Here is a 24,545-nt window from a genome sequence, read left to right as displayed (position 1 = left end):
GAAAAAGGACTCAAGACATGTTCAACGGCAAATCGATTTTCATTTCTGGCGGCACCGGCTCGTTCGGACGCAATTTCATCCGACGCCTGCTGGAGCAATACCAGCCCAAGCGGGTGGTGGTGTTCTCCCGCGATGAACTGAAACAGTACGAAATGCAGCAGACCTTCAATGCGCCCTGCATGCGTTATTTCCTCGGCGACGTGCGTGACGCCGAGCGTCTGCGCCAGGCCATGCGCGGGATCGACTATGTGGTGCACGCTGCGGCCCTGAAGCAGGTGCCGGCGGCGGAATACAACCCCACCGAGTGCATCCGCACCAACGTCAACGGCGCGGAAAACATCATCGCCGCGGCCATCGACAACGGCGTGAAGAAAGTCATCGCCCTGTCCACCGACAAGGCGGCGAGCCCGGTCAACCTGTACGGCGCGACCAAGCTGCTGTCGGACAAGCTGTTCGTCGCGGCGAACAATATCGCCGGCGACCAGCCGACCCGTTTTGCCGTGGTGCGCTACGGCAACGTGGCCGGCTCCCGGGGTTCGGTGGTGCCGTTTTTCAGCCAGCTGATTGCCGAAGGCGCCCGCGAGTTGCCGATCACCGACGCGCGCATGACCCGTTTCTGGATCACCCTGGATCACGGGGTGCAGTTCGTGCTCGACAGCTTCTCGCGCATGCATGGCGGAGAGGTCTTCGTGCCGAAGATTCCGTCGATCCGGATCGTCGACCTGGCGCGCGGCATGGCGCAAAACCTGCCGCACAAGCAGGTGGGCATTCGTCCGGGGGAAAAACTCCACGAGCTGATGGTGCCGCTGGATGACGCGCGCATGACCCTGGAGTTCACCGATCACTACACCATCCAGCCGTCGATCCGCTTTACCAACGTCAATGTCGACTTTGCCGTGGACGGCCTGGGCGAACAGGGGCGGCCGGTGGGCGAGGCGTTCGAATACCGCTCCGACACCAATCCGCATTTCCTCTCGGTGGGCCAGATCGCCGAGCTGCATGCCAGGTTGCCGGCATGATTCCCTACGGGCGCCAGAGTCTCGACCAGGCGGACATCGATGCGGTGGTCGCGGTGCTGCGGTCCGACTGGCTGACCCAGGGGCCGACCATCGAACGCTTCGAGCAGGCCATGGCCGCTCGCTGCGAGGCCGGCCATGGCGTGGCGGTGTGCAATGCCACGGCGGCCTTGCACATCGCCTGCCTGGCCGCCGGGCTGGGGCCGGGAGATCGGCTGTGGACCACGCCCAATACCTTCCTCGCCTCGGCCAACTGCGGACGTTATTGCGGCGCCGAGGTGGACTTCGTCGATATCGACCCGCACACCTGGAACATGGATGCCCGGGCGTTGGCGCACAAGCTGGAGGCCGCCGAGCGCACGGGCAGCCTGCCCAAGGTGGTGGTGGCGGTGGCGTTTTCCGGGCAAAGCTGCGACATGCGCACCATGGCGCAACTGGCGCAGCGTTATGGCTTCGTGCTGATCGAGGATGCCTCCCACGCGGTGGGCGCGTCCTATGCCGGGCGGCCGGTGGGCTGTGGCGAATTTGCGGCGATGACGGTGTTCAGCTTTCATCCGGTGAAGATCATCACCAGCGCCGAGGGCGGCATGGTCCTGACCAACAGCCCGCAACTGGCGGACCATCTGCGCCGCTTGCGCAGCCACGGCATGACCCGCGACCCGGCGCAGATGACCGAGCCCAGCCACGGCCCCTGGTACTACCAGCAGACCGAGCTGGGTTTCAATTACCGCATCACCGATCTGCAGGCAGCCCTGGGCTTGTCCCAGCTGGACAAGCTCGACGCTTTCATTGCCCGGCGCCGGCAACTGGCGGCCTGTTATGACCGCCTGCTGGCCGATCTGCCGCTGACCCTGCCGCAGGCTCAGGAGCAGGCGCAGTCGGCCTGGCATCTGTACGTGGTGCGCCTGCAGCCCGAGCGCATCCGCCGCACCCATCGCGAGGTGTTCGAGGCATTGCGCGAGGCCGGGGTCGGGGTCAATCTGCATTACATCCCGGTGCATCTGCAGCCGTATTACCGCGATCTGGGATTCGCCGCGGGGGATTTCCCCGAGGCCGAGCGCTACTACGGCGAAGCCATCAGCCTGCCGCTGTTTCCGGCGCTGGACGATGAGCAGCAGACGTATGTGGCCGAGCAATTGCGCCAGCTTATCCAGGAGCCCGCCCAGCCTTGAGTGCCATCGCGATCATTCCCGCCCGTGGCGGCAGCAAACGCATAGCGCGCAAGAACCTCAAGCCGTTCGACGGCGTGCCGATGATTGCCCGCTCGATTGCCACGGCGCTGCGCTGCGGGTTGTTCGATCAGGTGCTGGTCAGCACCGACGACCCGGAGATCGCCGAGCTGGCCAGGGCCAGCGGCGCCACGGTGCCATTCATGCGTCCGGCCGAGCTGGCGGACGATTTCACCGGCACCGGGCCGGTGATCGTGCATGCCTTGAATGCGTTGCGCGAGCGTGGCGAGACCTTCGATTACACCTGCTGCATTTACGCCACCGCGCCCTTGTTGCAACTGCGCTACCTGCGCCAGGGCTTGGCGGCGCTGGACGCTCAGCCTGAAAAATCCTTCGCCTTTTCCGTGTGTAGCTTCGCTTTTCCGGTGCAGCGCGCCCTGACCCTGGACGAGCAGGGCGCGTTGACTTCGCTTTATCCGGAGTTTCGCAACACACGCTCCCAGGACTTGCCGCCGGCCTATCAGGATGCCGGGCAGTTCTATTGGGGGCGCAGCGAGGCCTGGTTGCGCGGCGACCTGGTGTTTTCCCCGCTCAGCTTGCCGGTGATCCTGCCGCGCCATCTGGTCCAGGACATCGACACCGAGGAGGACTGGCTACGCGCGGAGTATCTGTACGCGGCGCTGAAAGCCGGTGGAGAGCTGGAGTGAGAGTGCTGATTCGGGCCGACGCCTCGCCGACCATTGGCAGCGGCCATATCGCCCGCTGCCTGACCCTGGCCAGGGCCTTGCGCGAGCAGGGCGCCACAGTGGCTTTCGCTTGCCGAAGCTTGCCCGGGCAGCCATTGGACCGCCTGGCCGGACTGGGTTTCCAGACGTTCGCCCTGCCGGCGAGTTATCCGGGTGAATGCGCGCAGGACATCGAGGCGCCCTTGCCCTGGCAGGCGGATATCGTCGCCTTGCGGGCAGCGTTGCAGGATCAGCCGCGATTCGATTGGGTGCTGGTCGATCACTATGGCCTCGACCGGCAGTGGCAGCAGGCGGCGCGGCAATGGGCGCCACGGATTGCCGCCATCGATGACCTGGCCAACCGACGGCACGAGGTCGACCTGTTGCTCGACCAGAACTTCAGCGGCACGCCCCAGGCCTATGCCGGCCTGATCGATGCCGAGTGCCGGGCGTTGCTGGGGCCGCACTTCGCCTTGCTGCGCGAGGAGTTCCGTTGTCCGCCGATCGCCATTCGTGAGCGAGCGAGTCGGGTGTTGGTGAATTTCGGCGGTTTCGATGCGGCCAGCCAGACCCACAAGGCGATGCTGGCCTTGAGTGCGTTCGACGACCTGCAGGTGGATTTTGTCGCCGGGGCCGGTAACCCGGCCTGGGCGCAGATGCAGGAACTGGCGGCTGGTCGTGGGCATTGGCGTTTGCACGCCTATGTCAGCGACTTTTCCCGCTTGATGGCCGAGGCCGACCTGTTTATCGGTGCCGGCGGCGGTACCAGCTGGGAGCGCGCCGCCTTGGGCCTGCCGACCCTGTGCATCAGCGTGGCCGGCAATCAAGAGGCCAATGCCCGGCTGCTGGCCGAGGCGGGCATGCATGTCTATCTAGGGGCCAGCGAGCAGGTGAGTATCGAACAGATCCGCCAGGCGGTCGCGGCGCTCGTTGGCGATTACCCGTTGCGCCAGAGCCTGGCGCAGCGCTCCCGGCAGCTGGTGGACGGGCAGGGTGCATCGCGGGTGGCGGCGGCCCTGTTCGAGATGACCGGCAATCCATTGCGCCGTGCCGGAGATGATCTGGGCACTGATGAATTTACGCGTGAATCGAAGGAAAACCCCAATGACTAGTTTCAAGATCGGCTCGCGCTCGATCGGCGCCGGCTCACCGCCATTCATCATTGCCGAGATGAGCGGCAACCATAACCAGTCGCTGGACGTTGCCCTGCAGATCGTCGAGGCCGCGGCCAAGGCCGGCGCCCATGCCCTGAAGTTGCAGACCTATACCGCCGACACCATGACCCTGGACCTGGAGCATGGCGAGTTCTTCATCAAGGATCCGGCCAGTCTCTGGGCCGGCTCTTCGCTGTATGCCCTGTATGAAAAGGCCCACACCCCCTGGCAGTGGCATGCGCCGATCTTCGCCCGCGCCAGGGAACTGGGGATGCTGGCGTTCTCCACGCCGTTCGATGAGAGCGCCGTGGACTTCCTCGAAAGCCTCGATGTGCCGGCCTACAAGATCGCCAGTTTCGAAAACACCGACCTGCCGCTGATCCGTCGGGTGGCGGCCACCGGCAAGCCGCTGATCATTTCCACCGGCATGGCCAGCATCGCCGAGCTGGACGAAAGCGTGCGCGCCGCCCGGGAGGCCGGCTGCAAGGATCTGGTGCTGCTCAAGTGCACCAGCACCTACCCGGCTTCGCCGGAAAACAGCAACATCCTGACCATTCCCCATCTGCGCGAGCTGTTCGGCTGCGAGGTCGGTTTGTCCGACCACTCCATGGGCGTCGGGGTTTCCGTGGCCGCCGTGACGCTGGGCGCCACTGTGGTGGAGAAACACTTCACCCTCGACCGCGCCGCCGGCGGGGTGGATGCGAGTTTTTCCCTGGAACCGGCGGAGCTGCATAGCCTGGTGGTGGAAACCGAACGTGCCTGGCAGGCCCTGGGCCAGGTGCGTTACGGCGCGACCGAGGCCGAGCGGCAGTCGGTGTTGTACCGCCGTTCCCTCTATGTCACCCGCGATATGGCGGCGGGGGAGGTGTTCAGCCGCGATAACGTCAGGGCCATTCGTCCGGGCCTGGGGCTGGCCCCCAAGCACATCGACGCGGTCCTCGGGCGTTGCGCGCGCCAGGCCCTCAAGCGCGGGACCGCACTGGATTGGGCATTTGTCGAATAGCCGTTTGTATGGCTGATTCGGCAAAATAGCGTGACCTGCGAGTCATAACGCGCATCTTCACTGTATTGTATTGACCGGGGAGATGGCGCCTGGCCGGTAAACGGCGCAGTGATAGCCTTTTATTCTTCCCGCTGTCGCCCGTCAGGGGCGCCAGGATGTCTGTTTGTCGGCAGCCCCGGTCCGGTGGTCGGGGTATTCAGCTGTTTATTATTGGGAAGCCGTAATGATTGGCATAAAGAGCATTGCGAGCTACGTGCCTGTAGCCGGCGTAGACAATTACGCACAAGGTGCAAAATTCGAAAAGGATGAAGAGTTCATCCTGGGCAAGATCGGTTCGGCCTTCCTGCCGCGCAAAGACGCCACGCAGGAAACCTCGGACCTGTGTGTCGAAGCAGTCAATGCGCTGTTCGCCAACAACCCGCAACTGTCGCGCGAGTCGATCGACGCGCTGATCGTCGTCACCCAGAACGGCGACGAAGAAGGCTTGCCGCACACCGCCGCCATCGTCCAGGACAAGCTGGGCCTGCCGACCCACGTCGCGGCCTTCGATATTTCCCTGGGCTGCTCCGGTTATGTCTATGGCATCTACGCGCTCAAGGGCTTCATGGAAGCCGCGGGCCTGAAGAACGGCCTGCTGGTCACCGCCGACCCTTACTCGAAGATCGTCGACCCGCAAGACCGCAACACCACCATGCTGTTCGGCGATGCGGCGACTGCTACCTGGATGGGCGAAGACGCTCCCTGGCAGCTGGGCAAGGCCAAATTCGGCACCGACGGTTCCGGCGCTCCGCACTTGAAAGTCACCGATGGCGTGTTTTTCATGAATGGCCGCCAGGTGTTCAACTTTGCCCTGCTGAAAGTCCCGGCGCATTTGAATGAGCTGCTGGATGAGTCCGGCCTGAAGGCGGAGCAGATCGATGCGTTCTGTATCCACCAGGGCAGTGCGGCGATCGTCGATGCCGTGGCGCGCCGTTTCGAAGGCGAGCCGGAGAAGTTCATCAAGGACATGGTCGAGACCGGTAACACCGTATCGTCGAGCATTCCGCTGCTGCTGGAAAAGCACGTGCTCGAGTCGAAGTGGCAACGTGTGGCCCTGAGTGGCTTCGGTGTAGGGCTGTCCTGGGGCTCGGCGATTATCTATCGCCCATGAGTTGATCCCGCGGCATCCAAAAATAGCGCCCAGGGTGTACCCTGAGCGCTATTTTTTTTGCATGAAGATAGGCGAGACAGCATGAGCGAAAGCTTCGAGGGCAATGCCCAGGCAATACAGGCTCGCTGGCCGCGACTGCTCGAGCGGTTGCTGGCGGAGGACAGTGCTGGGTTGCAGGCGGATCTGGTCGAAGGCCTGGGTTCGACCTTGAGTATTTCCGGCATTCAGCTCACCAGCCGCCACGATCGCACGGCGGAAGCACGAACCCAGGCGGCGAGCTTGCCAGCCGACAGCCCGGTGATCCATCTGTACGGCACCGGCTTGGGCGACTTGCAGCAGATACTGCTGGAAAACCCAGCGCTGCAACGCTTGCAGGTGCACATCCTGAACGGCGCGGTGTTTGCGCTGGTGCTGCAATTGCTCGATCAGCAGGCCTGGTTGAACGATCCTCGAGTGGAACTGAGTTATGCCGGCGATCTGACGGAAATCCAGCTGCCATTCTTCGCCTTGCCCTCCGAGCTGGTGCTGGCGGATGACTACAACGCCAAGATCCGCGATCGCCTGGTCAGTGAGGTGCATCTGGCCTTCAATAACCGCGACTTCGTGGCCGACTCCCCAGAGGTCGCCCAACGCCTGCAAGCGAGTGCCGAGCTGGTGGCCAGCGACAGTGACGTGGCGCAGCTGTTCGGTAGCCAGCCGGGGCGCGAGATTTTTGTGATTGCCACCGGGCCGAGCCTGGAGCGGCATTTCGAACGCTTGCGCGAGATTCGCGCCCAGGCCCGGCGGCCTCTGTTTATCTGTGTCGATACCGCCTACCGGCCGTTGCTCAAACAGGGGATCGAGCCGGATATCGTGATCAGCATCGATCACCGGATTTCCAGCTTGCACCTGCCGCCAGAAAAATCGGCAGCCATCACCCTGGTCTATCTGCCGATGGTCGATCCGCAGATTCTGGCGCTCTGGCAGGGACCGCGTTACGTGGGGTATTCCGCCAGCCCGATTTACACGCGGATGCGCGGGCAATTGCCCAAGGCGCAGCTGTATGTCGGCGGCAGCGTGATCCATCCCGCAGTGGACCTGGCGGTAAAAATGGGCGCCGAACAGGTCACCTTGTTCGGTGCCGACTTTGCCTTCCCGATGAACAAGACGCATGCCGGCTGGCTGGACGGTGAGCTGGGGCCGCAGCTGGGCGCGGCCCGGCACTGGGTGCTGGACGGGCATGGCCAGCGGGTCAGGACCCAACTCAATTTCCGCAGTTACCTGTGCGAGCTGGAGCGTTTTATCGCCGGTCATCCGCGGGTGCGCTTCTATAACAGCAGTCGGGACGGGGCGATGATTGCCGGGACGACCTACCATCCGGAGTTCAGCCAATGAGCGCGATCGAGGGGCTGATCGCCCGCTTGCAGCAATGCGCCGAGGACTTTCGCCTGGGGCACGATGTCGAGACGGCCGTGACCATGGTCCAGTTGATGGGGGCGATCCAGCCGCTGATCGAGACTGCGCCGCCAGAGCAGCGCCAGGATTGGGAGACTTTGCTTGGCCTGATGTTCGAATGTCAGCAAGGGCAAAACTGGCTGGCCCTGGCCGACTACCTGCAATACGAATGCGTTGAAGTGCTGCGTTCCCTCTCTGCTGGCTGAAACATTCCCTGCCTGCCCGGGCGATCTCCGCGCTCGGGTCTTCTCCGGCATTTTCCTGGCGCCATTTTTCCACGGTTGGAAAACGCCGAGCCCTTGATTTACGAGGGGTGGCACGCTGATGGCAAATTTTTTTGAAAATCCCCTAAAGCAACTTGCATTGCCGACGATAACTATTACGAAGGTTCTCTAGGCCATACCCGGCGGTTGCCAGGGCCGGAAGCCGCAGTACCCAACCAACGAGGAATTCGTCATGGCTTTAACAGTAAACACTAACGTCACATCGTTGAACGTTCAGAAGAACCTGAACCGCGCTTCCGACGCTCTGTCGACTTCGATGACTCGCCTGTCTTCCGGCCTGAAAATCAACAGTGCAAAAGACGACGCCGCCGGCCTGCAAATCGCTACCCGTATGACTTCGCAGATCCGCGGTCAGACCATGGCGATCAAAAACGCCAACGACGGTATCTCCATCGCTCAGACCGCTGAAGGCGCTCTGCAGGAATCCACCAACATCCTGCAACGTATGCGTGAACTGGCTGTTCAAGCACGAAACGACTCGAACGGCACCGCTGACCGTGTCGCACTGAACAAAGAATTCGCTTCGATGTCGGACGAGCTGACTCGTATCGCCCAGTCGACCAACCTGAACGGCAAGAACCTGATCGACGGTTCCGCTGGCACCATGACCTTCCAGGTCGGTTCCAACACTGGTGCTACCAACCAGATCACCATCGCCCTGGCCACCGGCTTCGACGCTACTACCCTGGCTGTCAACTCCGGCGCCATCGCCATTACCGGTAACAGCAGCGCCACCGCTGAAGCCAGCTCCAAGGCTTCGATCGATGCAATCGACAAGGCTCTGTCGACCATCAACGCCAGCCGTGCTGACCTGGGTGCTGCACAAAACCGTCTGACCAGCACCATCTCCAACCTGCAGAACATCAACGAAAACGCCAGTGCTGCACTGGGTCGCGTACAAGATACCGACTTCGCTGCTGAAACTGCGCAGATGACCAAGCAGCAAACTCTGCAACAAGCTTCCACCGCAGTTCTGGCCCAGGCCAACCAACTGCCGTCCGCTGTACTGAAACTGCTTCAGTAATAGCTGGCTAAGCTTTGGCGGGGGAGTGCGCTGGTCGTGCTCTCTCGCTTTTTACTTTAAGAGGTGATGGACATGGATATGAGCGTGAAGCTGAACTTGTCTTATCCAGCGGCCAAGCCGGCAGCATCTGTTGCTGACAAGCCTGTGGAGAAGCCTCAAGCGGACGTTGTGGCGCTGCCGACTGTCAAGGAAGAGAGTAAGGGCGGGCAAACCGAGCGGGACAAACTGAAAATGGCCATTCAGGAAATTGAAAAGTTTGTGCAATCGGTCAAGCGTAACCTGGAATTCTCGATCGACGAGCCTTCTGGCAAGGTCGTCGTCAAGGTCATTGCCAGTGACTCCGGTGAGGTGATCCGTCAGATCCCCAACGAAGAAGTCCTGAAGTTGGCCAATAGTTTGAATGATGCGAGCAGCCTGTTGTTCAGCGCTAAAGTCTGACAGCTGGCATGAAATTTGTTGCTATGTTCTTTTGGGCGTTGTAATGGTCAAAAGACCGGCGACACACTGAAGGGAGATCTCCATGGCAAGTCCAATTCTACCGGGTACCGGTCTAGGCTCCGGCCTCGATACCGGTGCTATCGTCAAAGCCTTGGTGAATGCTGATAAAGCACCCAAGCAAGGTCAGATCGACCGGGGAACTGCGAACAACACCGCAAGCATCTCCGGCATCGGCACCTTGAAGTCCTTGTTGTCGACCTTTCGGACCACCATTACCGAGCTCAGTAGCAAGACCAATCCGCAATTTCCCGGCTATGCCGCCACTACTTCCGAAAGCAAGTATGTAACGGCGGTCGCTGGCAATACCGCGGTCAATGGCAGCTATGTTGTCGATGTGCAGAATCTTGCGACTTCCTCGAAAGTCACCAGTGCTGCCTTTGCTGGCGGTACTACAAGTGCTATTCCGACTGGTACCTTGAAAATCAGTCAAAATGGCACTGACTACAACCTCGATATAAAAGCCGGTGCTACCTTGCAGTCGGTGCGTGACTCGATCAACGCCGACGCATCGCTCAAGAGCGCGGGTATCAGCGCGAACATCGTGACCGACTCCTTTGGATCGCGTCTGGTGGTGGGTTCGACCACGACCGGTGCGGGCTCCGATATTTCTCTTAGTGGTATTGCCGGTCTGGAAATCGATGGCAGCAATGTCGTTGGCGCTTCCGGCTCGCCAATGACCGCCACTTCTGCTGGTTCCATTGGTGCGCTGGCGGTGGATGCCAAGTTCACCGTCGATGGCATGGCGCTGACCAGCAAGAGCAACTCGGTGGACAAGGCGGTTTCCGGGATGACCTTCAACCTGGTCGCCAAGGGCACCTCGACCATTACCGTCGCGGCTAACACCGATGGCTTGAAGGCTTCGATCCAGAAGTTCGTTGACGCCTACAATGCGGTGGCCAACAGCGTTAGCGCGCTGACCAAGCCGTCTCTGGATGATGATGGCAAGCCGACCATTCCGGCCCAGTTGACGGGTGACTCGTTGCCGCGCTCGATCCTGGCGGCCATGCGTGCGCCGCTGTCTGAAGTGGGATCTGGCGACAAGCTGACCGTCCTGGCGCAGTTGGGGATTACCACCAACCAGAAGACCGGTGCCCTGGACTTCGACACCACCAAGTTCACCGCGGCGATGAACGACAAAAAGCTCGGTGGCGAGGTGCAGGCCCTGTTCACCGGCGAAAAGGGCCTGTTGGAGCGTATGGACAATGCCATCAAGCCTTTTGCCCAGACCGGCGGTGTTCTCGATCAGCGTACGACTGAGCTGAACAAGACCAAGGCCAAGCTGACCTTGGATCAGGAGGCCCTGGACCGCCGTATCGAAACCCTGACGGCAGTGCTGACCAAGAAGTACAACGACATGGATACCCTGGTGGGCAAGTTGAAAGCCACCGCCAGCAACATTACCTCGATGTTCGAGGCGTTGACTGCGCAACAGAAAGGCTGATTGATACCAGGCGCCAAAAGCCCGGCAACGTTTGTAGCGTTCCGGGCTTTTGGCTTTTGATCTAAAGTTTTTTGACGCCAGGTCGATACGCTGGTTATACGAACCCTTGAGTTTTGATGAGGTAGAACATGAATCCGATGTTAGCCCTTCGGCAATACCAGAAGATTGGTGCCCAGGCGCAGACTTCCGAGGCCAGCCCCCATCGTCTGGTGCAGATGCTGATGGAAGGCGGCCTGGATCGTATCGCCCAGGCCAAGGGGGCGATGGAGCGCAAGGATATTCCCAACAAGGGTGTGTTCATCAGCAAGGCCATCGGCATTATCGGCGGCTTGCGTGAAGGGCTCGATCTGGAAAATTCACCCGACACCCTGGGCGATCTGGATGGCTTGTACACCTACATGATGACGCGCCTCACCGAGGCGAACATCAAGACCGATCCAAAGATTCTCGACGAGGTCGCCGATCTGCTGCGCACCGTCAAGGAAGGCTGGGACGCCATCGCTGCGCCGGGTCCGCAGTTCTAAGGAGATCACCATGAGTCTTGTATTGCAGCGCATCGAAGAAACCCGTGAAGCACTGGTCGCCGCCCTGGCCGAGCGTAACTGGGAAGCGATCGGTCAGTTGGATCTGGCCTGCCGTTCCTGCATGGAAGACATCTTGAGTGAAGCTCCGGAAGATGAAGCCGCGTTGCGCGAGAATTTGCAGGAGCTGTTGGGGGTTTATCGGCAGCTTCTTGAAGTGACGACAGGGGAGCGTCAGGCGATAGTCGACGAGATGTCGCAGATCCATCAAGCACAGAACGCGGCAAAGGTTTACCATCTGTTCGGTTAATTAACCCCTAAGTTAATCCGAATCCAGTGCGCCATAAATTTGACTGTGCACGCTTTTTTGACTTAACTAGTGGCTGTTTTCAGATTTCAGACGTCTATCAGGCTCAAAATGCCTACAAGCGTCTAGCTTGCCCTGATTCCGGGCATTGAGTTGACTAGGGAAGTTGCTATTGCATGTGGCGTGAAACCAAAATTCTGCTGATTGATGACGATAGCGTCCGCCGCCGCGACCTGGCGGTGATTTTAAATTTTCTTGGCGAAGAAAATTTACCCTGCGGTAGCCATGACTGGCAGCAGGCTGTCGGCTCATTGTCATCCAGTCGTGAAGTAATCTGTGTCCTCATCGGGACTGTAAATGCTCCTGGTGCACTTTTGGGCCTGTTAAAGACACTCTCAACCTGGGATGAGTTCCTTCCAGTTTTGTTAATGGGCGATAATTCTTCCATTGACTTGCCGGAAGACCAGCGTCGTCGAGTGCTTTCCACCCTGGAAATGCCACCCAGCTACAGCAAGTTGCTCGATTCCCTGCACCGCGCCCAGGTCTATCGTGAGATGTACGATCAGGCCCGTGAGCGCGGTCGCCATCGCGAACCCAACCTCTTTCGCAGTCTGGTTGGCACCAGCCGGGCGATCCAGCATGTCCGGCAGATGATGCAGCAAGTGGCCGATACCGACGCCAGCGTGCTGATCCTCGGCGAGTCCGGGACTGGCAAGGAAGTGGTGGCGCGTAACCTGCACTATCACTCCAAGCGTCGCGAAGCGCCGTTTGTGCCCGTCAACTGTGGTGCGATTCCGGCCGAGTTGCTGGAGAGCGAATTGTTCGGCCATGAGAAGGGCGCCTTTACCGGGGCCATCACCAGCCGTGCCGGGCGTTTCGAGCTGGCCAACGGCGGTACCCTGTTCCTCGATGAAATCGGCGATATGCCGTTGCCGATGCAGGTCAAACTGTTGCGCGTGTTGCAGGAACGTACCTTCGAGCGCGTGGGCAGCAACAAGACCCAGAGTGTCGACGTGCGGATCATCGCCGCGACTCACAAGAACCTCGAGAGCATGATCGAGGTCGGCAGTTTCCGCGAAGACCTGTACTACCGCCTGAACGTGTTCCCGATCGAAATGGCGCCGCTGCGTGAGCGGGTGGAAGACATTCCGCTGCTGATGAACGAGCTGATCTCGCGCATGGAGCATGAGAAGCGCGGTTCGATCCGCTTCAACTCCGCGGCGATCATGTCGCTCTGCCGCCATGGCTGGCCGGGCAACGTCCGCGAGCTGGCTAACCTGGTGGAGCGCATGGCGATCATGCATCCCTACGGTGTGATCGGTGTGGTCGAGTTGCCGAAGAAATTCCGCTATGTCGACGACGAAGACGAGCAGTTGGTGGACAGTCTGCGCAGTGATCTGGAAGAGCGGGTGGCGATCAATGGCCATACGCCGGACTTCGCCGCCACCGCCATGCTGCCGCCGGAAGGCCTGGACCTGAAGGACTACCTCGGTGGTCTGGAGCAGGGCCTGATCCAGCAGGCGCTCGACGACGCCAATGGCATTGTCGCGCGGGCTGCGGAGCGCCTGCGTATCCGCCGCACCACGCTGGTGGAAAAAATGCGCAAGTACGGCATGAGCCGTCGCGAGGGTGATGAACAGGCGGATGATTGACGCCTGTTTTTTAACCTGTTGAAAACCGGGCAGTTTTTTTCCGGCACGGGTATTGCTAAGTCTCTCTCAACGTTCCGTTTAACTGACGGTCAGCCACGCGAGAGAGCACGATGCCCCAAGCCGCCCAGATGTCTCCTGTTCCTGAAAGCCAGGGGCAAACGTCGTCCGTAGAGCAGGCAAGCCGGCTTGGCCTTGAGCAGGCGTTCGCCTTGTTCAACCAGATGTCGAGCCAGCTTACCGACTCCTACAGCCTGCTTGAGGCTCGGGTGACCGAGCTCAAGGGCGAACTGGCCGTGGTCAGCGCCCAGCGCATGCAGGAGTTGGCGGAAAAAGAGCGTCTGGCCAACCGTCTGCAAAACCTCCTCGATCTGTTGCCTGGCGGCGTCATCGTCATCGACGCCCAGGGCATTGTCCGCGAAGCCAACCCTGCCGCCTGCGACCTGCTGGGCCTGCCTCTTGAGGGCGAGCTCTGGCGGCATGTCATCGCCCGTTGTTTTGCGCCACGGGAAGACGACGGCCATGAGATTTCGTTGAAGGATGGGCGGCGGCTGTCGATCTCCACCCGTTCACTGGATGCCGAACCGGGCCAATTGGTGCTGCTCAACGACCTGACTGAAACCCGTCACCTGCAAGATCAACTGGCCCGCCATGAGCGCCTGTCGTCCCTGGGGCGCATGGTGGCGTCCCTGGCGCATCAGATTCGTACGCCATTGTCCGCCGCGCTGCTGTATGCCAGTCACCTGACCGAGCAGGAACTGCCTGTCGCCACCCAGCAGCGCTTTGCCGGGCGGCTGAAGGAGCGCTTGCATGAGCTGGAGCATCAGGTCCGCGACATGCTGGTGTTTGCCCGGGGCGAGTTGCCGCTGACCGATCGCGTGACGCCCAAGGCGTTATTGCAGTCGCTGCAGGCGGCGGCCCTGACCCATGTGCAGGACGTGTCCGTGCGCTGGCAGTGCGACAGCCATACCGGCGAGTTGCTGTGCAGTCGCGACACGCTGGTGGGGGCGGTGCTCAACCTGATCGAGAACGCCATCCAGGCCAGTGCCGGCCAGGTGCGCCTGAAAGTTCATCTTTATACCCGTGGCAACAGCTTGCGGTTATGCGTCAGCGATAGCGGCAGCGGTATCGACGCCGCGGTACTGGCGCGTTTGGGTGAGCCGTTTTTCACCACCAAGACCACGGGAACCGGCCTGGGGCTGACAGTCGTCAAGGCGGTGGCGCGTGCCCACCAGGGAGAATTGCTGCTGCGCTCGCGTCCTGGGCGCGGTACATGTGCGCTGGTGGTTCTGCCACTGTTCTGCGGCGCTCAAGGAGTGGAGTGAAGGTAATGGCAATCAAGGTTCTACTGGTTGAAGACGATCGCGCCCTGCGCGAAGCCCTGGCGGATACGCTGCTGTTGGCCGGTCATGACTACAAGGCGGTCGGCAGTGCGGAGGAAGCGCTGCAGGCGGTGTCTGGCGAGTCGTTCAGCCTGGTGGTCAGCGACGTCAACATGCCAGGCATGGACGGTCATCAGTTGCTGGGCCTGCTGCGTGCGCGCCAGCCGCAATTGCCGGTATTGCTGATGACCGCCCATGGCGCGGTCGAGCGTGCGGTCGAGGCTATGCGTCAAGGCGCCGCCGACTACCTGGTCAAGCCCTTCGAGCCCAAGGCTCTGCTGGATCTGGTGGCGCGACATGCCCTGGGTTGCCTTGGGGCTGCCGAGGGCGAAGGGCCGGTGGCATTCGAGCCGGCCAGCGCTCAACTGCTCGAGCTGGCGGCGCGGGTCGCTCGCAGCGATTCCACCGTGTTGATCTCAGGCGAGTCCGGCACTGGCAAAGAGGTGTTGGCGCGTTACATTCACCAGCAGTCCCATCGCTCCAGTCAGCCCTTTATCGCTATCAACTGCGCGGCGATTCCGGACAACATGCTCGAAGCCACGCTGTTCGGTCACGAGAAGGGTGCCTTTACCGGCGCCATCGCCGCCCAGCCCGGCAAGTTCGAACAGGCCGATGGCGGCACCCTGCTGCTGGACGAGATTTCCGAAATGCCCCTGGCCCTGCAGGCCAAGCTGCTGCGGGTGCTGCAGGAGCGCGAAGTCGAGCGGGTCGGGGCGCGCAAGCCCATCGCCCTGGATATCCGGGTGGTGGCGACCACCAACCGCGACCTGGCCGGCGAAGTGGCCGCGGGGCGGTTCCGGGAAGACCTTTACTATCGGCTGTCGGTATTCCCGCTGGCGTGGCGCCCGCTGCGCGAGCGTACCGCCGATATCCTGCCGCTGGCCGAGCGCCTGCTGGCCAAGCACGTCAATAAAATGAAACACGCTGCCGCGCGGCTGTCGGCCGAAGCGCAGGCGTGCCTGCTCGGCTATCCATGGCCGGGCAACGTGCGCGAACTGGACAACGCCATCCAGCGCGCACTGATCCTGCAGCAGGGTGGCCTGATCCAGCCGGAAGATTTCTGCCTGGGTGGACCGCTGGCCTGTGCGCCGCTGCCGGTCATGGCACCCGCCGCGGCGACGACGGTGCGCGGTGCGCCGGTGGAGGCCGAGGTGCCGCCAGCCGAGTCGGCGGGGGCCTTGGGCGACGATCTGCGGCGTCGGGAGTTCCAGATGATCATCGACACCTTGCGCACCGAGCGCGGCCGACGCAAGGAGGCGGCCGAGCGCCTGGGTATCAGCCCGCGAACCTTGCGCTACAAGTTGGCGCAAATGCGCGATGCCGGAATGGATGTCGAGGCGTATCTGTTTGCAACATGAGTCGTTTAAGGCATGCAGCCATGCAGGCTTTTGTTCGGTGTCTGCGCGGAGCTGGCACCCTTGTTGCTAACACCTCACTAACCGCTGCGTGAGTGTCAAAAAATTGCGGGTCGTCGGAGAGAGTAGACCATGAGCCAAGGTATTGAATTTAATCGGTTGATGTTGGACATGCGAGCCATGCAAATGGACGCCATGGCCCAGCCAAAATCGGCCGCGGTGCCGCAGGTGAGCGGCAGCAGTTTTTCCGACATGCTTGGGCAGGCGGTGAACAAGGTCAACGACACTCAGCAGGCGTCCAGCCAGCTGGCCAGTGCCTTCGAGATCGGCAAGAGCGGTGTCGACCTGACCGACGTGATGATTTCCTCGCAGAAGGCCAGTGTGTCCTTCCAGGCGTTGACCCAGGTGCGCAACAAGCTGGTTCAGGCGTACCAAGACATCATGCAGATGCCGGTTTAAGGACGAGATTGAGTCATGGCAGAAGCAGTCGCCGATAACGTACCGGCCAAGGCCACTCCGACAGAAGGCAAGCCGCCGCTGTTCGGGTTGTCCTTTCTGGAAAACCTCTCCGAGATGACCATGTTGCGTCAGGTTGGCCTCATGGTCGGTCTGGCTGCCAGCGTGGCGATTGGTTTTGCCGTGGTGTTGTGGTCCCAGCAACCCGATTACCGTCCGTTGTACGGCAGCCTTGCCGGCATGGACGCCAAGCAGGTCATGGACACCCTGGCCTCCGCCGACATTCCCTACACCGTCGAGCCCAACTCCGGTGCCTTGCTGGTCAAGGCCGACGACCTGTCGCGTGCGCGCCTCAAGCTGGCGGCTGCCGGCGTGGCTCCGGGCGACGGCAATATCGGTTTCGAGATTCTCGATAAAGAGCAGGGCCTGGGCACCAGCCAGTTCATGGAGGCGACCCGTTACCGTCGCGGCCTGGAAGGCGAGCTGGCGCGGACCATTTCCAGCCTGAACAACGTCAAGGGCGCGCGCGTGCACCTGGCGATTCCGAAAAGCTCGGTGTTCGTGCGCGACGAGCGCAAGCCCAGCGCTTCGGTACTGGTCGAGCTGTATTCCGGTCGTTCGCTGGAGCCGGGCCAGGTGGTGGCCATCGTCAATCTGGTGGCGACCAGCGTTCCCGAATTGAGCAAGTCGCAGATCACCGTGGTCGACCAGAAGGGCAATCTGCTCTCCGACCAGGCGGAAAACTCCGAACTGACCATGGCCGGCAAGCAATTCGACTACAGCCGCCGCATGGAAAGCATGCTGACCCAGCGGGTGCACAACATCCTGCAGCCGATCCTCGGCAACGACCGCTACAAGGCTGAAGTGTCCGCCGATGTGGACTTCAGCGCCGTCGAGTCGACCTCCGAACAGTTCAACCCGGACCAGCCGGCCTTGCGCAGCGAGCAGTCGGTCAACGAACAACGCTCCAGCAGCCTGGGCCCGCAAGGCGTTCCTGGCGCCCTGAGCAACCAGCCGCCATCGCCGGCCAGCGCACCGCAGACCACCGGTGGCGCCACTGCTGCCGCCGGCATGGTGCAGCCAGGCCAACCGCTGCTGGACGCCAACGGCCAGCAGATCATGGACCCGGCCACCGGCCAGCCGATGCTGGCGCCGTACCCGAACGACAAGCGTCAACAATCCACCAAGAACTTCGAGCTGGATCGCTCCATCAGCCACACCAAACAACAGCAGGGTCGTCTGAACCGGCTGTCGGTGGCGGTGGTGGTGGACGATCAGGTCAAGGTCAATCCGGCCAACGGCGAAACCAGCCGTGCACCGTGGAGCGCCGACGAATTGGCGCGCTTCACCCGCCTGGTGCAGGACGCGGTGGGCTTCGACGCCAGCCGTGGCGACAGTGTCAGCGTGATCAACGTGCCGTTCTCGGCCGATCGCGGCGAGGTGATCGCCGACATTCCGTTCTACTCGCAGCCCTGGTTCTGGGACATCGTGAAGCAGGTCCTGGGTGTGCTGTTTATCCTGGTCCTGGTGTTCGGCGTGCTGCGCCCGGTGCTCAACAACATCACCGGTGGCGGCAAGGGCAAGCAACTGGCGGGGTTGGGCAGCGATGTCGAACTCGGCGGCATGGGCGGCCTGGATGGCGAGCTGGCCAACGATCGCGTCAGCCTCGGCGGCCCGCAAAGCATCCTGCTGCCTAGCCCGAGCGAAGGCTATGACGCACAGTTGAACGCAATCAAGAGTCTGGTGGCAGAAGACCCGGGTCGAGTGGCCCAGGTCGTGAAAGAGTGGATTAACGCAGATGAGTGATAACCGAGCCGCTACCGCCAAACTGACCCGGGTCGACAAGGCCGCGATCCTGCTGCTGTCCCTGGGTTCCACCGACGCCGCGCAGGTGCTGCGCCACATGGGCCCCAAAGAGGTCCAGCGCGTGGGCGTGGCCATGGCGCAGATGGGCAACGTGCATCGCGAGCAGGTCGAGCAGGTGATGAGCGAGTTCGTCGACATCGTCGGCGACCAGACCAGCCTGGGCGTGGGCTCCGACGACTATGTGCGCAAGATGCTCACCCAGGCCCTGGGCGAGGACAAGGCCAACGGCCTGATCGACCGCATCCTGCTGGGCGGCAACACCAGCGGCCTGGACAGCCTGAAGTGGATGGAACCGCGCGCCGTGGCGGACGTGATCCGTTACGAGCACCCGCAGATCCAGGCGATCGTGGTGGCCTACCTCGATCCAGACCAGGCGGGCGAAGTGCTTGGCAACTTCGACCACAAGGCGCGCCTGGACATCATCCTGCGGGTTTCCTCGCTCAATACCGTGCAGCCGGCCGCCCTGAAAGAACTCAACCAGATTCTCGAGAAGCAGTTCGCCGGCAACTCCAACGCCTCGCGTACCACCCTGGGTGGTATCAAGCGCGCCGCCGACATCATGAACTTCCTCGACAGCTCGATCGAAGGCCAGCTGATGGACTCGATCCGCGAAGTCGACGAAGACCTGTCCGGCCAGATCGAAGACCTCATGTTCGTGTTCAACAACCTGGCCGATGTCGACGACCGCGGCATCCAGGCGTTGCTGCGCGAAGTGTCTTCCGACGTGCTGGTCCTGGCCCTCAAGGGGTCGGACGAAGGCGTCAAGGAAAAGATCTTCAAGAACATGTCCAAGCGGGCTGCCGAACTGCTGCGCGACGACCTCGAGGCCAAGGGCCCGGTGCGCGTCAGCGATGTGGAAACCGCGCAGAAGGAAATCCTCACCATTGCCCGCCGTATGGCCGAAGCCGGAGAAATCGTTCTCGGCGGGAAGGGCGGCGAAGAAATGATCTAAGGTCGCGTTATGTCGTCCAGCAGTGATGAATCCCACAGCGACCTGATTCGCGCTCGGGACGTCGGTGGTTTCGACGTCTGGGCGCTGCCCAGTTTCGACCCCCATGTCCCCGAGCCCGAGCCGGAACCGGTGGAAGAGCCGCCGGCGCAGATCGAGGAAGTGCCGCTGGAAGAAGTCCAGCCACTGACCCTCGAAGAACTCGAGAGCATTCGCCAGGAAGCCTATAACGAAGGCTTCGCCACGGGCGAAAAGGAAGGTTTCCACAGCGCCACGCTGAAGGTCCGCCAGGAAGCCGAGGTGGCCCTGAGCGCCAAGCTGGAGGCGCTGGAAACGCTGATGGGCAATCTGTTCGAGCCCATCGCCGAGCAGGACACACAGATTGAAAAAGTCCTGGTCAACCTGGTGCAGCACATGACGCGCCAGGTGATCCAGCGCGAGCTGGCCATCGACTCCAGCCAGATCGAGCATGTCATGCGCGAAGCCCTCAAGTTGCTGCCGCTGGGCGTGGGCAATGTGCGCCTGTACATCAATCCGCAGGACTTCGCCCAGGTCAAAAGCCTGCGCGAGCGCCATGAGGAAAGCTGGCGCATCGTCGAGGACGAAGCCATGTTGCCGGGCGGCTGCCGGGTCGAGACCGAGCACAGCCGGATCGACGCGACCATGGAAACCCGGATCGCCAAGATCATGGACAAGCTGTCCGACCAGCTTCATGAGCAGGCTTTGCATCCCGCCGAACCGGATCTGAGCGTCGAGCTGGGGGCCGCCACCGGCAAGCCCGCCGCGGATGTCGACCCTGTCGACCCCGCGCAGGACCCCGCCGATGCGCCTTGACCGCACCAGCTTCGGCAAGCGCCTGAGCAGCTACGCCGAAGCCACCGAACTGCCGAACCAGCCGATTCTCGAAGGCCGCCTGCTGCGCATGGTCGGCCTGACCCTGGAGGCCGAAGGCCTGCGGGCGGCCATGGGCACGCGCTGCATGGTGATCAACGACGACAGCTATCACCCGGTGCAGGTCGAGGCCGAGGTGATGGGCTTCTCCGGCAGCAAGGTATTCCTGATGCCGGTCGGCAGCGTCGCCGGCATCGCGCCCGGCGCCCGGGTCGTGCCGCTGGCCGATACTGGCCGCCTGCCGATGGGCATGAGCATGCTCGGGCGGGTCCTCGACGGTGCTGGCCGTGCGCTGGACGGCAAGGGCGGGATGAAGGCCGAGGACTGGGTGCCGATGGACGGTCCGACCATCAACCCGCTCAAGCGCGACCCCATCAGCCGGCCGCTGGACGTGGGCATTCGCTGCATCAACGGATTATTGACGGTGGGCCGCGGCCAGCGTCTCGGCCTGTTCGCCGGTACCGGCGTGGGCAAGAGTGTGCTGCTGGGCATGATGACCCGCTTTACCGAGGCCGACATCATCGTGGTCGGGCTGATCGGTGAGCGCGGTCGTGAGGTCAAGGAGTTCATCGAGCATATCCTCGGTGAGGAGGGGCTCAAGCGCTCCGTGGTGGTGGCGTCGCCGGCGGACGATGCGCCGCTGATGCGCCTGCGCGCGGCCATGTACTGCACGCGTATCGCCGAATATTTTCGCGACAAGGGCAAGAACGTCCTGTTGCTGATGGATTCCCTGACCCGTTTCGCCCAGGCCCAGCGGGAAATCGCCCTGGCCATCGGCGAGCCGCCCGCGACCAAGGGCTATCCGCCGTCGGTCTTCGCCAAGCTGCCGAAGCTGGTGGAGCGCGCGGGCAACGCCGAGGCCGGTGGCGGCTCGATCACCGCGTTCTATACCGTGTTGTCCGAAGGCGACGACCAGCAGGACCCGATCGCCGACTCGGCCCGTGGTGTGCTCGACGGGCACATCGTGCTGTCGCGGCGCCTGGCGGAGGAGGGGCATTACCCGGCGATCGATATCGAGGCGTCCATCAGCCGGGTCATGCCGGCGGTGGTGACCCCGGATCACATGACTCGCGCCCAGTATTTCAAGCAGCTGTGGTCGCGTTACCAACAGGCGCGCGACCTGATCAGCGTCGGCGCTTACGTACCGGGCGGCGATCGCGAAACCGACGCCGCCATCTCGCTGCAGCCGTCGATGGTCGCTTACCTGCGCCAGGGGCTCAACGACAGCATCAGCCTGGGTGAAAGCGAAGCCCATCTGGAGATGGTGTTCGCTCCGGCGCCGGGCGGTTAATCCGTCATGGCCAACAGCCGTGCCGCGCGTCTGGCGCCGGTGGTCGACATGGCCGAAAGCGCCGAGCGCACTGCTGCCCAGCGCCTGGGGCATTTCCAGGGCCAGGTGCGCCTGGCGGAAAGCAAGCTGGGGGACCTGGAACGCTTTCGTGCCGAATACCAGCAACAGTGGATCGAGCGGGGCAGTGCCGGGGTTTCCGGCCAGTGGCTGATGAACTACCAGCACTTCCTCAATCAGCTGGAAACCGCCGTGGGCCAGCAGCGGCAAAGCCTGGCCTGGCACCAGAACAACCTCAACCGCGCCCGGGAAACCTGGCAGCAGGCCTATGCCCGGGTCGAGGGCTTGCGCAAGCTGGTGCAACGCTACATCGATGAAGCCCGCCAACTGGAAGACAAGCGCGAGCAGAAGCTGCTCGACGAGCTGTCCCAGCGCCTGCCGCGCCAGGATCCGTACTGAGCGCCACCCCATTCGTCGCCGCCAGGCGCTCGTCAGCGACGCTTCGGCGGTTCGGGTTGCCCAGGCTTGTACGGGGTGCTAAACCTTGTACAGATTGCCAATCACAAGGAAGCGAATCATGTCAGTCGTTACTGAAGTTTCACCGGACGGGCACAAACTGACGATTTCGATCAAGGGGCGTTTCGATTTCGGCCGTCATCAAGAGTTTCGCGAGTCCTACGAGCACCTCAACACAAGGCCCGATTCCATAGTGGTCGACCTGAAAGACGCCACCTACCTCGACAGTTCCGCCCTGGGCATGCTCCTGTTGCTGCGCGATCACGCCGGCGGCGACGATTCCGACGTGCGAGTGATCAACAGCAACTCGGACGTGCGCAAGATTCTCGCCATTTCCAATTTCGACAAGCTGTTCGACATCAGTTGATCGACATGCAGTCGAGTGAGGCACCTCTGTGCGTGCTGATCGCCGAGGACGGCACCAGCGACCGTATGTTGCTGTCGAGCATCGTCCGGCGCCAGGGGCACAAAGTGCTGACGGCGAGTAATGGCGCCGAGGCAGTGGAGCTGTTCATCCAGCAGCGCCCGCACCTGGTGTTGATGGACGCGATGATGCCGGTGATGGACGGTTTCGAGGCGGCCCGGCAGATCAAGCATCTGGCTGGCGAAGCGCTGGTGCCGATCATTTTCCTGACCTCGCTCACCCAGAGCGAGGCGTTGGCGCGCTGCCTGGAAGCCGGTGGCGACGATTTTCTGGCAAAACCCTACAGCCCGGTGATCCTGGCCGCCAAGATCAAGGCCATGGATCGCTTGCGGCGCCTGCAGGAAACCGTGCTGCAGCAGCGCGACCAGATCACCCAGCACCATGACTACCTGCTCAACGAGCAGCGGGTGGCCAAGGCGGTGTTCGACAAGGTGGCGCATTCCGGCTGCCTGAACGCGCCGAATATCCGCTACCTGCAGTCGCCGTATGCGCTGTTCAACGGCGATTTGCTGCTGGCTGCCTTTACCCCGACAGGCGACATGCATGTGCTGTTGGGGGATTTCACTGGCCACGGCTTGCCGGCGGCGGTGGGCGCGATGCCCCTGGCCGAGGTGTTTTACGGCATGACGGCCAAGGGGTACGGGCTGCCCGAAACCCTGCGCGAGATGAATGCCAAGCTCAAGCGCATCCTGCCGGTCGGCATGTTCTGTTGTGCGACGCTGCTGTGCCTGAGTTTCCAGCGGCGGGCGGTGGAGGTGTGGAACGGCGGCATGCCGGATGGCTACCTGCATCGCCTGGCAAGCGGGGAGCGGGTGCCGCTGGTGGCGCACCATCTGCCGCTGGGGGTACTGGGCGCCGAGGCATTCGACGACCGCACCGAAGTCTTTCCCATGGCCCTGGGCGACCGGGTTTTCCTGCTGTCCGATGGGGTGATCGACACCTGCGACGCCAACGAGCAGTTGTTCGGTGTCGAGCGCCTGCAGCGGGTGTTTGCCGCCAACCACGAGCCGGACCTGTTGTTCGAGGAGATCCAGCGGGCCCTGAGCGAGTTTGGCGGGGATGCGCGGGACGATGTGAGCATGGTCGAGGTCAGCCTGCTCGAGGCGCGGAAGCTGACGCCGCCGGCGTTGGTGTACTCCGACAGCGGTCAGTCCTGCCCGCTGGACTGGTCGGCGAGTTTCGAGTATCGCGCCGCGACCCTCAAACGTTTCAACCCTTTGCCTTACCTGTTGCAACTGCTGCTGGAAGTCCATGGCCTGCGGGCGCAGAGCGGGGCGCTCTACAGTGTGCTGGCCGAGTTGTATTCCAATGCCCTGGAGCATGGCGTATTGGGCCTGGACTCGAGCCTCAAGCGCGATGCCCAGGGGTTTTCCCGCTATTACCGGGAGCGCGCGGTACGCCTCGAAGCCTTGCAGGAGGGTTTTGTGCGGGTGCACCTGCAAGTGGAGCCTCAAGGGGCTGGCGGTCGTTTGCTGATCCGGGTCGAGGACAGTGGCAGCGGTTTCGATGTCGGGCGGGTGATGGCGCGGCCCATCGATGGCGACCGCCTTTCCGGGCGCGGCGTCAGCCTGATCCGTCAGCTCAGCCGGCGTGCCAGCTGGTCTGACGATGGTCGTAGTGCCTGCGTGGAGTTTTCTTGGGAGCCTCTGGCATAATTCGCCGATTCTTGATCAAGGAGTGAGCAAGTGTCTGAGATTCATCTGGATCACGAGGTGCTGAACGCATTGCAGGAAGTCATGGAGGATGAGTATCCGTTGTTGCTCGACACCTTCCTCTGTGACTCCGAAGAGCGTTTGCGCCAATTGCACAAAGTCGACGACCCCCGTCAACTTGTCGCCACTGCCCACAGCTTCAAGGGCAGCAGCAGCAATATGGGGGCGATTCGCCTGGCCGAGCTCTGTCATCAGTTGGAGCAACGTGCCCAGGGCTCGTCGTTGCGCGGTATCGAGCAGCTGGTCGGCGAGATCGATGGCGAATTCGCCATTGTCCGCCAGCTGTGCGAGCAGGAACGCCAGCGTTTTCACTGCTGAAAAACCGCTGCAA

General features: G+C 62.2%; 24 protein-coding genes and 1 pseudogene. All 25 read left to right on the top strand.

What is annotated here, in order from left to right; genetic code table 11:
* Positions 1–17 precede the first annotated feature (17 nt).
* The 25 genes and pseudogenes from pseB to CRO75_RS03525 all read left to right on the top strand — a co-directional run bounded on the left by pseB (position 18) and on the right by CRO75_RS03525 (position 24,532).
* On the top strand, positions 18–1,019 hold the full coding sequence (gene pseB, locus CRO75_RS03645; RefSeq protein WP_009042721.1) for a UDP-N-acetylglucosamine 4,6-dehydratase (inverting): 1,002 nt from the start codon (positions 18–20) through the stop codon (positions 1,017–1,019).
* On the top strand, positions 1,016–2,188 hold the full coding sequence (gene pseC, locus CRO75_RS03640) for a UDP-4-amino-4,6-dideoxy-N-acetyl-beta-L-altrosamine transaminase (protein WP_097134461.1): 1,173 nt from the start codon (positions 1,016–1,018) through the stop codon (positions 2,186–2,188). Before pseB ends, pseC begins: the two co-directional genes overlap by 4 nt.
* Positions 2,185–2,892 (top strand): pseudaminic acid cytidylyltransferase, encoded by a 708-nt coding sequence (gene pseF / locus CRO75_RS03635; protein ID WP_097134460.1) that lies wholly within the window; start codon positions 2,185–2,187, stop codon positions 2,890–2,892. The genes pseC and pseF overlap by 4 nt, the downstream gene beginning before the upstream one ends.
* Positions 2,889–3,929: pseudogene (gene pseG, locus CRO75_RS03630) on the top strand (UDP-2,4-diacetamido-2,4,6-trideoxy-beta-L-altropyranose hydrolase); the annotation flags it as partial. The gene pseF and the pseudogene pseG, both read left to right, overlap by 4 nt.
* Before the next feature lie 85 nt (positions 3,930–4,014).
* Positions 4,015–5,067, top strand: coding sequence for a pseudaminic acid synthase (pseI, locus tag CRO75_RS03625; protein ID WP_097134458.1), 1,053 nt, complete (start codon positions 4,015–4,017; stop codon positions 5,065–5,067).
* Between the two features lie 223 nt (positions 5,068–5,290).
* Entirely contained in the window at positions 5,291–6,217 is a 927-nt protein-coding gene (locus tag CRO75_RS03620) for a ketoacyl-ACP synthase III (protein WP_009042726.1), read from the top strand.
* 81 nt (positions 6,218–6,298) lie between these two features.
* On the top strand, positions 6,299–7,591 hold the full coding sequence (locus tag CRO75_RS03615; protein ID WP_097134457.1) for a 6-hydroxymethylpterin diphosphokinase MptE-like protein: 1,293 nt from the start codon (positions 6,299–6,301) through the stop codon (positions 7,589–7,591).
* The gene (locus tag CRO75_RS03610; protein ID WP_097134456.1) at positions 7,588–7,857 is read left to right on the top strand and encodes a hypothetical protein; all 270 of its coding nucleotides are present in this window, start codon (positions 7,588–7,590) and stop codon (positions 7,855–7,857) included. Before CRO75_RS03615 ends, CRO75_RS03610 begins: the two co-directional genes overlap by 4 nt.
* 250 nt (positions 7,858–8,107) lie before the next feature.
* The gene (locus CRO75_RS03605) at positions 8,108–8,959 is read left to right on the top strand and encodes a flagellin domain-containing protein (protein WP_009042729.1); all 852 of its coding nucleotides are present in this window, start codon (positions 8,108–8,110) and stop codon (positions 8,957–8,959) included.
* Positions 8,960–9,031: 72 nt separating this feature from the next.
* Positions 9,032–9,397 (top strand): flagellar protein FlaG, encoded by a 366-nt coding sequence (locus CRO75_RS03600; protein ID WP_009042730.1) that lies wholly within the window; start codon positions 9,032–9,034, stop codon positions 9,395–9,397.
* A gap of 82 nt (positions 9,398–9,479) precedes the next feature.
* On the top strand, positions 9,480–10,898 hold the full coding sequence (gene fliD, locus CRO75_RS03595) for a flagellar filament capping protein FliD (protein ID WP_097134455.1): 1,419 nt from the start codon (positions 9,480–9,482) through the stop codon (positions 10,896–10,898).
* Between the two features lie 128 nt (positions 10,899–11,026).
* Positions 11,027–11,422, top strand: a complete 396-nt coding sequence (gene fliS / locus CRO75_RS03590) for a flagellar export chaperone FliS (protein WP_023968307.1) — start codon at positions 11,027–11,029, stop codon at positions 11,420–11,422.
* 10 nt (positions 11,423–11,432) lie between these two features.
* Complete coding sequence (gene fliT / locus CRO75_RS03585; protein WP_007922640.1) at positions 11,433–11,729, top strand: flagellar protein FliT; 297 nt, start codon at positions 11,433–11,435, stop codon at positions 11,727–11,729.
* A 173-nt stretch (positions 11,730–11,902) separates the two neighbouring features.
* Positions 11,903–13,378, top strand: a complete 1,476-nt coding sequence (locus tag CRO75_RS03580) for a sigma-54 dependent transcriptional regulator (protein WP_007922638.1) — start codon at positions 11,903–11,905, stop codon at positions 13,376–13,378.
* A 128-nt stretch (positions 13,379–13,506) separates the two neighbouring features.
* Complete coding sequence (locus tag CRO75_RS03575) at positions 13,507–14,700, top strand: ATP-binding protein (protein WP_177409719.1); 1,194 nt, start codon at positions 13,507–13,509, stop codon at positions 14,698–14,700.
* A gap of 5 nt (positions 14,701–14,705) precedes the next feature.
* Positions 14,706–16,115 (top strand): sigma-54-dependent response regulator transcription factor FleR, encoded by a 1,410-nt coding sequence (fleR, locus tag CRO75_RS03570; protein ID WP_097134453.1) that lies wholly within the window; start codon positions 14,706–14,708, stop codon positions 16,113–16,115.
* 129 nt (positions 16,116–16,244) lie between these two features.
* On the top strand, positions 16,245–16,571 hold the full coding sequence (fliE, locus tag CRO75_RS03565; protein WP_007922633.1) for a flagellar hook-basal body complex protein FliE: 327 nt from the start codon (positions 16,245–16,247) through the stop codon (positions 16,569–16,571).
* A 15-nt stretch (positions 16,572–16,586) separates the two neighbouring features.
* Positions 16,587–18,374: a flagellar basal-body MS-ring/collar protein FliF gene (gene fliF / locus CRO75_RS03560; RefSeq protein ID WP_007922632.1), complete on the top strand. Its 1,788-nt coding sequence runs from the start codon at positions 16,587–16,589 to the stop codon at positions 18,372–18,374.
* A complete protein-coding gene (fliG, locus tag CRO75_RS03555; RefSeq protein WP_007922630.1) occupies positions 18,367–19,386 on the top strand; it encodes a flagellar motor switch protein FliG in 1,020 nt (339 codons plus the stop codon). The genes fliF and fliG overlap by 8 nt, the downstream gene beginning before the upstream one ends.
* Before the next feature lie 9 nt (positions 19,387–19,395).
* A complete protein-coding gene (fliH, locus tag CRO75_RS03550) occupies positions 19,396–20,217 on the top strand; it encodes a flagellar assembly protein FliH (RefSeq protein WP_097134452.1) in 822 nt (273 codons plus the stop codon).
* Positions 20,207–21,565: a flagellar protein export ATPase FliI gene (fliI, locus tag CRO75_RS03545; RefSeq protein WP_009042736.1), complete on the top strand. Its 1,359-nt coding sequence runs from the start codon at positions 20,207–20,209 to the stop codon at positions 21,563–21,565. The genes fliH and fliI overlap by 11 nt, the downstream gene beginning before the upstream one ends.
* 6 nt (positions 21,566–21,571) lie before the next feature.
* Entirely contained in the window at positions 21,572–22,021 is a 450-nt protein-coding gene (gene fliJ, locus CRO75_RS03540) for a flagellar export protein FliJ (RefSeq protein WP_007922624.1), read from the top strand.
* Positions 22,022–22,139: 118 nt separating this feature from the next.
* The gene (locus CRO75_RS03535) at positions 22,140–22,445 is read left to right on the top strand and encodes an STAS domain-containing protein (RefSeq protein ID WP_009042737.1); all 306 of its coding nucleotides are present in this window, start codon (positions 22,140–22,142) and stop codon (positions 22,443–22,445) included.
* A 5-nt stretch (positions 22,446–22,450) separates the two neighbouring features.
* Positions 22,451–24,157, top strand: coding sequence for a fused response regulator/phosphatase (locus tag CRO75_RS03530; protein ID WP_097134551.1), 1,707 nt, complete (start codon positions 22,451–22,453; stop codon positions 24,155–24,157).
* 30 nt (positions 24,158–24,187) lie between these two features.
* Positions 24,188–24,532, top strand: a complete 345-nt coding sequence (locus CRO75_RS03525) for an Hpt domain-containing protein (RefSeq protein ID WP_007922619.1) — start codon at positions 24,188–24,190, stop codon at positions 24,530–24,532.
* Positions 24,533–24,545: the final 13 nt, after the last annotated feature.

The sequence above is a fragment of the Pseudomonas sp. LAMO17WK12:I10 genome, from assembly GCF_900215185.1.
GTDB lineage: Bacteria > Pseudomonadota > Gammaproteobacteria > Pseudomonadales > Pseudomonadaceae > Aquipseudomonas > Aquipseudomonas chlororaphis.
The sequence above is the reverse complement of the archived record's forward strand: the minus strand, read 5'-3'. Positions and strand labels throughout refer to the sequence as shown.

Excerpts from the sequence above, each read along its gene's own strand:
- pseB (WP_009042721.1), top strand. The coding sequence starts at position 18 with ATGTTCAACGGCAAATCGATTTTCATTTCTGGCGGCACCGGCTCGTTC.
- pseC (WP_097134461.1), top strand. The coding sequence starts at position 1,016 with ATGATTCCCTACGGGCGCCAGAGTCTCGACCAGGCGGACATCGATGCG.
- pseI (WP_097134458.1), top strand. The coding sequence starts at position 4,015 with ATGACTAGTTTCAAGATCGGCTCGCGCTCGATCGGCGCCGGCTCACCG.
- CRO75_RS03620 (WP_009042726.1), top strand. The coding sequence starts at position 5,291 with ATGATTGGCATAAAGAGCATTGCGAGCTACGTGCCTGTAGCCGGCGTA.
- CRO75_RS03615 (WP_097134457.1), top strand. The coding sequence starts at position 6,299 with ATGAGCGAAAGCTTCGAGGGCAATGCCCAGGCAATACAGGCTCGCTGG.
- CRO75_RS03610 (WP_097134456.1), top strand. The coding sequence starts at position 7,588 with ATGAGCGCGATCGAGGGGCTGATCGCCCGCTTGCAGCAATGCGCCGAG.
- CRO75_RS03605 (WP_009042729.1), top strand. The coding sequence starts at position 8,108 with ATGGCTTTAACAGTAAACACTAACGTCACATCGTTGAACGTTCAGAAG.
- CRO75_RS03600 (WP_009042730.1), top strand. The coding sequence starts at position 9,032 with ATGGATATGAGCGTGAAGCTGAACTTGTCTTATCCAGCGGCCAAGCCG.
- fliD (WP_097134455.1), top strand. The coding sequence starts at position 9,480 with ATGGCAAGTCCAATTCTACCGGGTACCGGTCTAGGCTCCGGCCTCGAT.
- fliS (WP_023968307.1), top strand. The coding sequence starts at position 11,027 with ATGAATCCGATGTTAGCCCTTCGGCAATACCAGAAGATTGGTGCCCAG.
- fliT (WP_007922640.1), top strand. The coding sequence starts at position 11,433 with ATGAGTCTTGTATTGCAGCGCATCGAAGAAACCCGTGAAGCACTGGTC.
- CRO75_RS03580 (WP_007922638.1), top strand. The coding sequence starts at position 11,903 with ATGTGGCGTGAAACCAAAATTCTGCTGATTGATGACGATAGCGTCCGC.
- CRO75_RS03575 (WP_177409719.1), top strand. The coding sequence starts at position 13,507 with ATGTCTCCTGTTCCTGAAAGCCAGGGGCAAACGTCGTCCGTAGAGCAG.
- fleR (WP_097134453.1), top strand. The coding sequence starts at position 14,706 with ATGGCAATCAAGGTTCTACTGGTTGAAGACGATCGCGCCCTGCGCGAA.
- fliE (WP_007922633.1), top strand. The coding sequence starts at position 16,245 with ATGAGCCAAGGTATTGAATTTAATCGGTTGATGTTGGACATGCGAGCC.
- fliF (WP_007922632.1), top strand. The coding sequence starts at position 16,587 with ATGGCAGAAGCAGTCGCCGATAACGTACCGGCCAAGGCCACTCCGACA.
- fliG (WP_007922630.1), top strand. The coding sequence starts at position 18,367 with ATGAGTGATAACCGAGCCGCTACCGCCAAACTGACCCGGGTCGACAAG.
- fliH (WP_097134452.1), top strand. The coding sequence starts at position 19,396 with ATGTCGTCCAGCAGTGATGAATCCCACAGCGACCTGATTCGCGCTCGG.
- fliI (WP_009042736.1), top strand. The coding sequence starts at position 20,207 with ATGCGCCTTGACCGCACCAGCTTCGGCAAGCGCCTGAGCAGCTACGCC.
- fliJ (WP_007922624.1), top strand. The coding sequence starts at position 21,572 with ATGGCCAACAGCCGTGCCGCGCGTCTGGCGCCGGTGGTCGACATGGCC.
- CRO75_RS03535 (WP_009042737.1), top strand. The coding sequence starts at position 22,140 with ATGTCAGTCGTTACTGAAGTTTCACCGGACGGGCACAAACTGACGATT.
- CRO75_RS03530 (WP_097134551.1), top strand. The coding sequence starts at position 22,451 with ATGCAGTCGAGTGAGGCACCTCTGTGCGTGCTGATCGCCGAGGACGGC.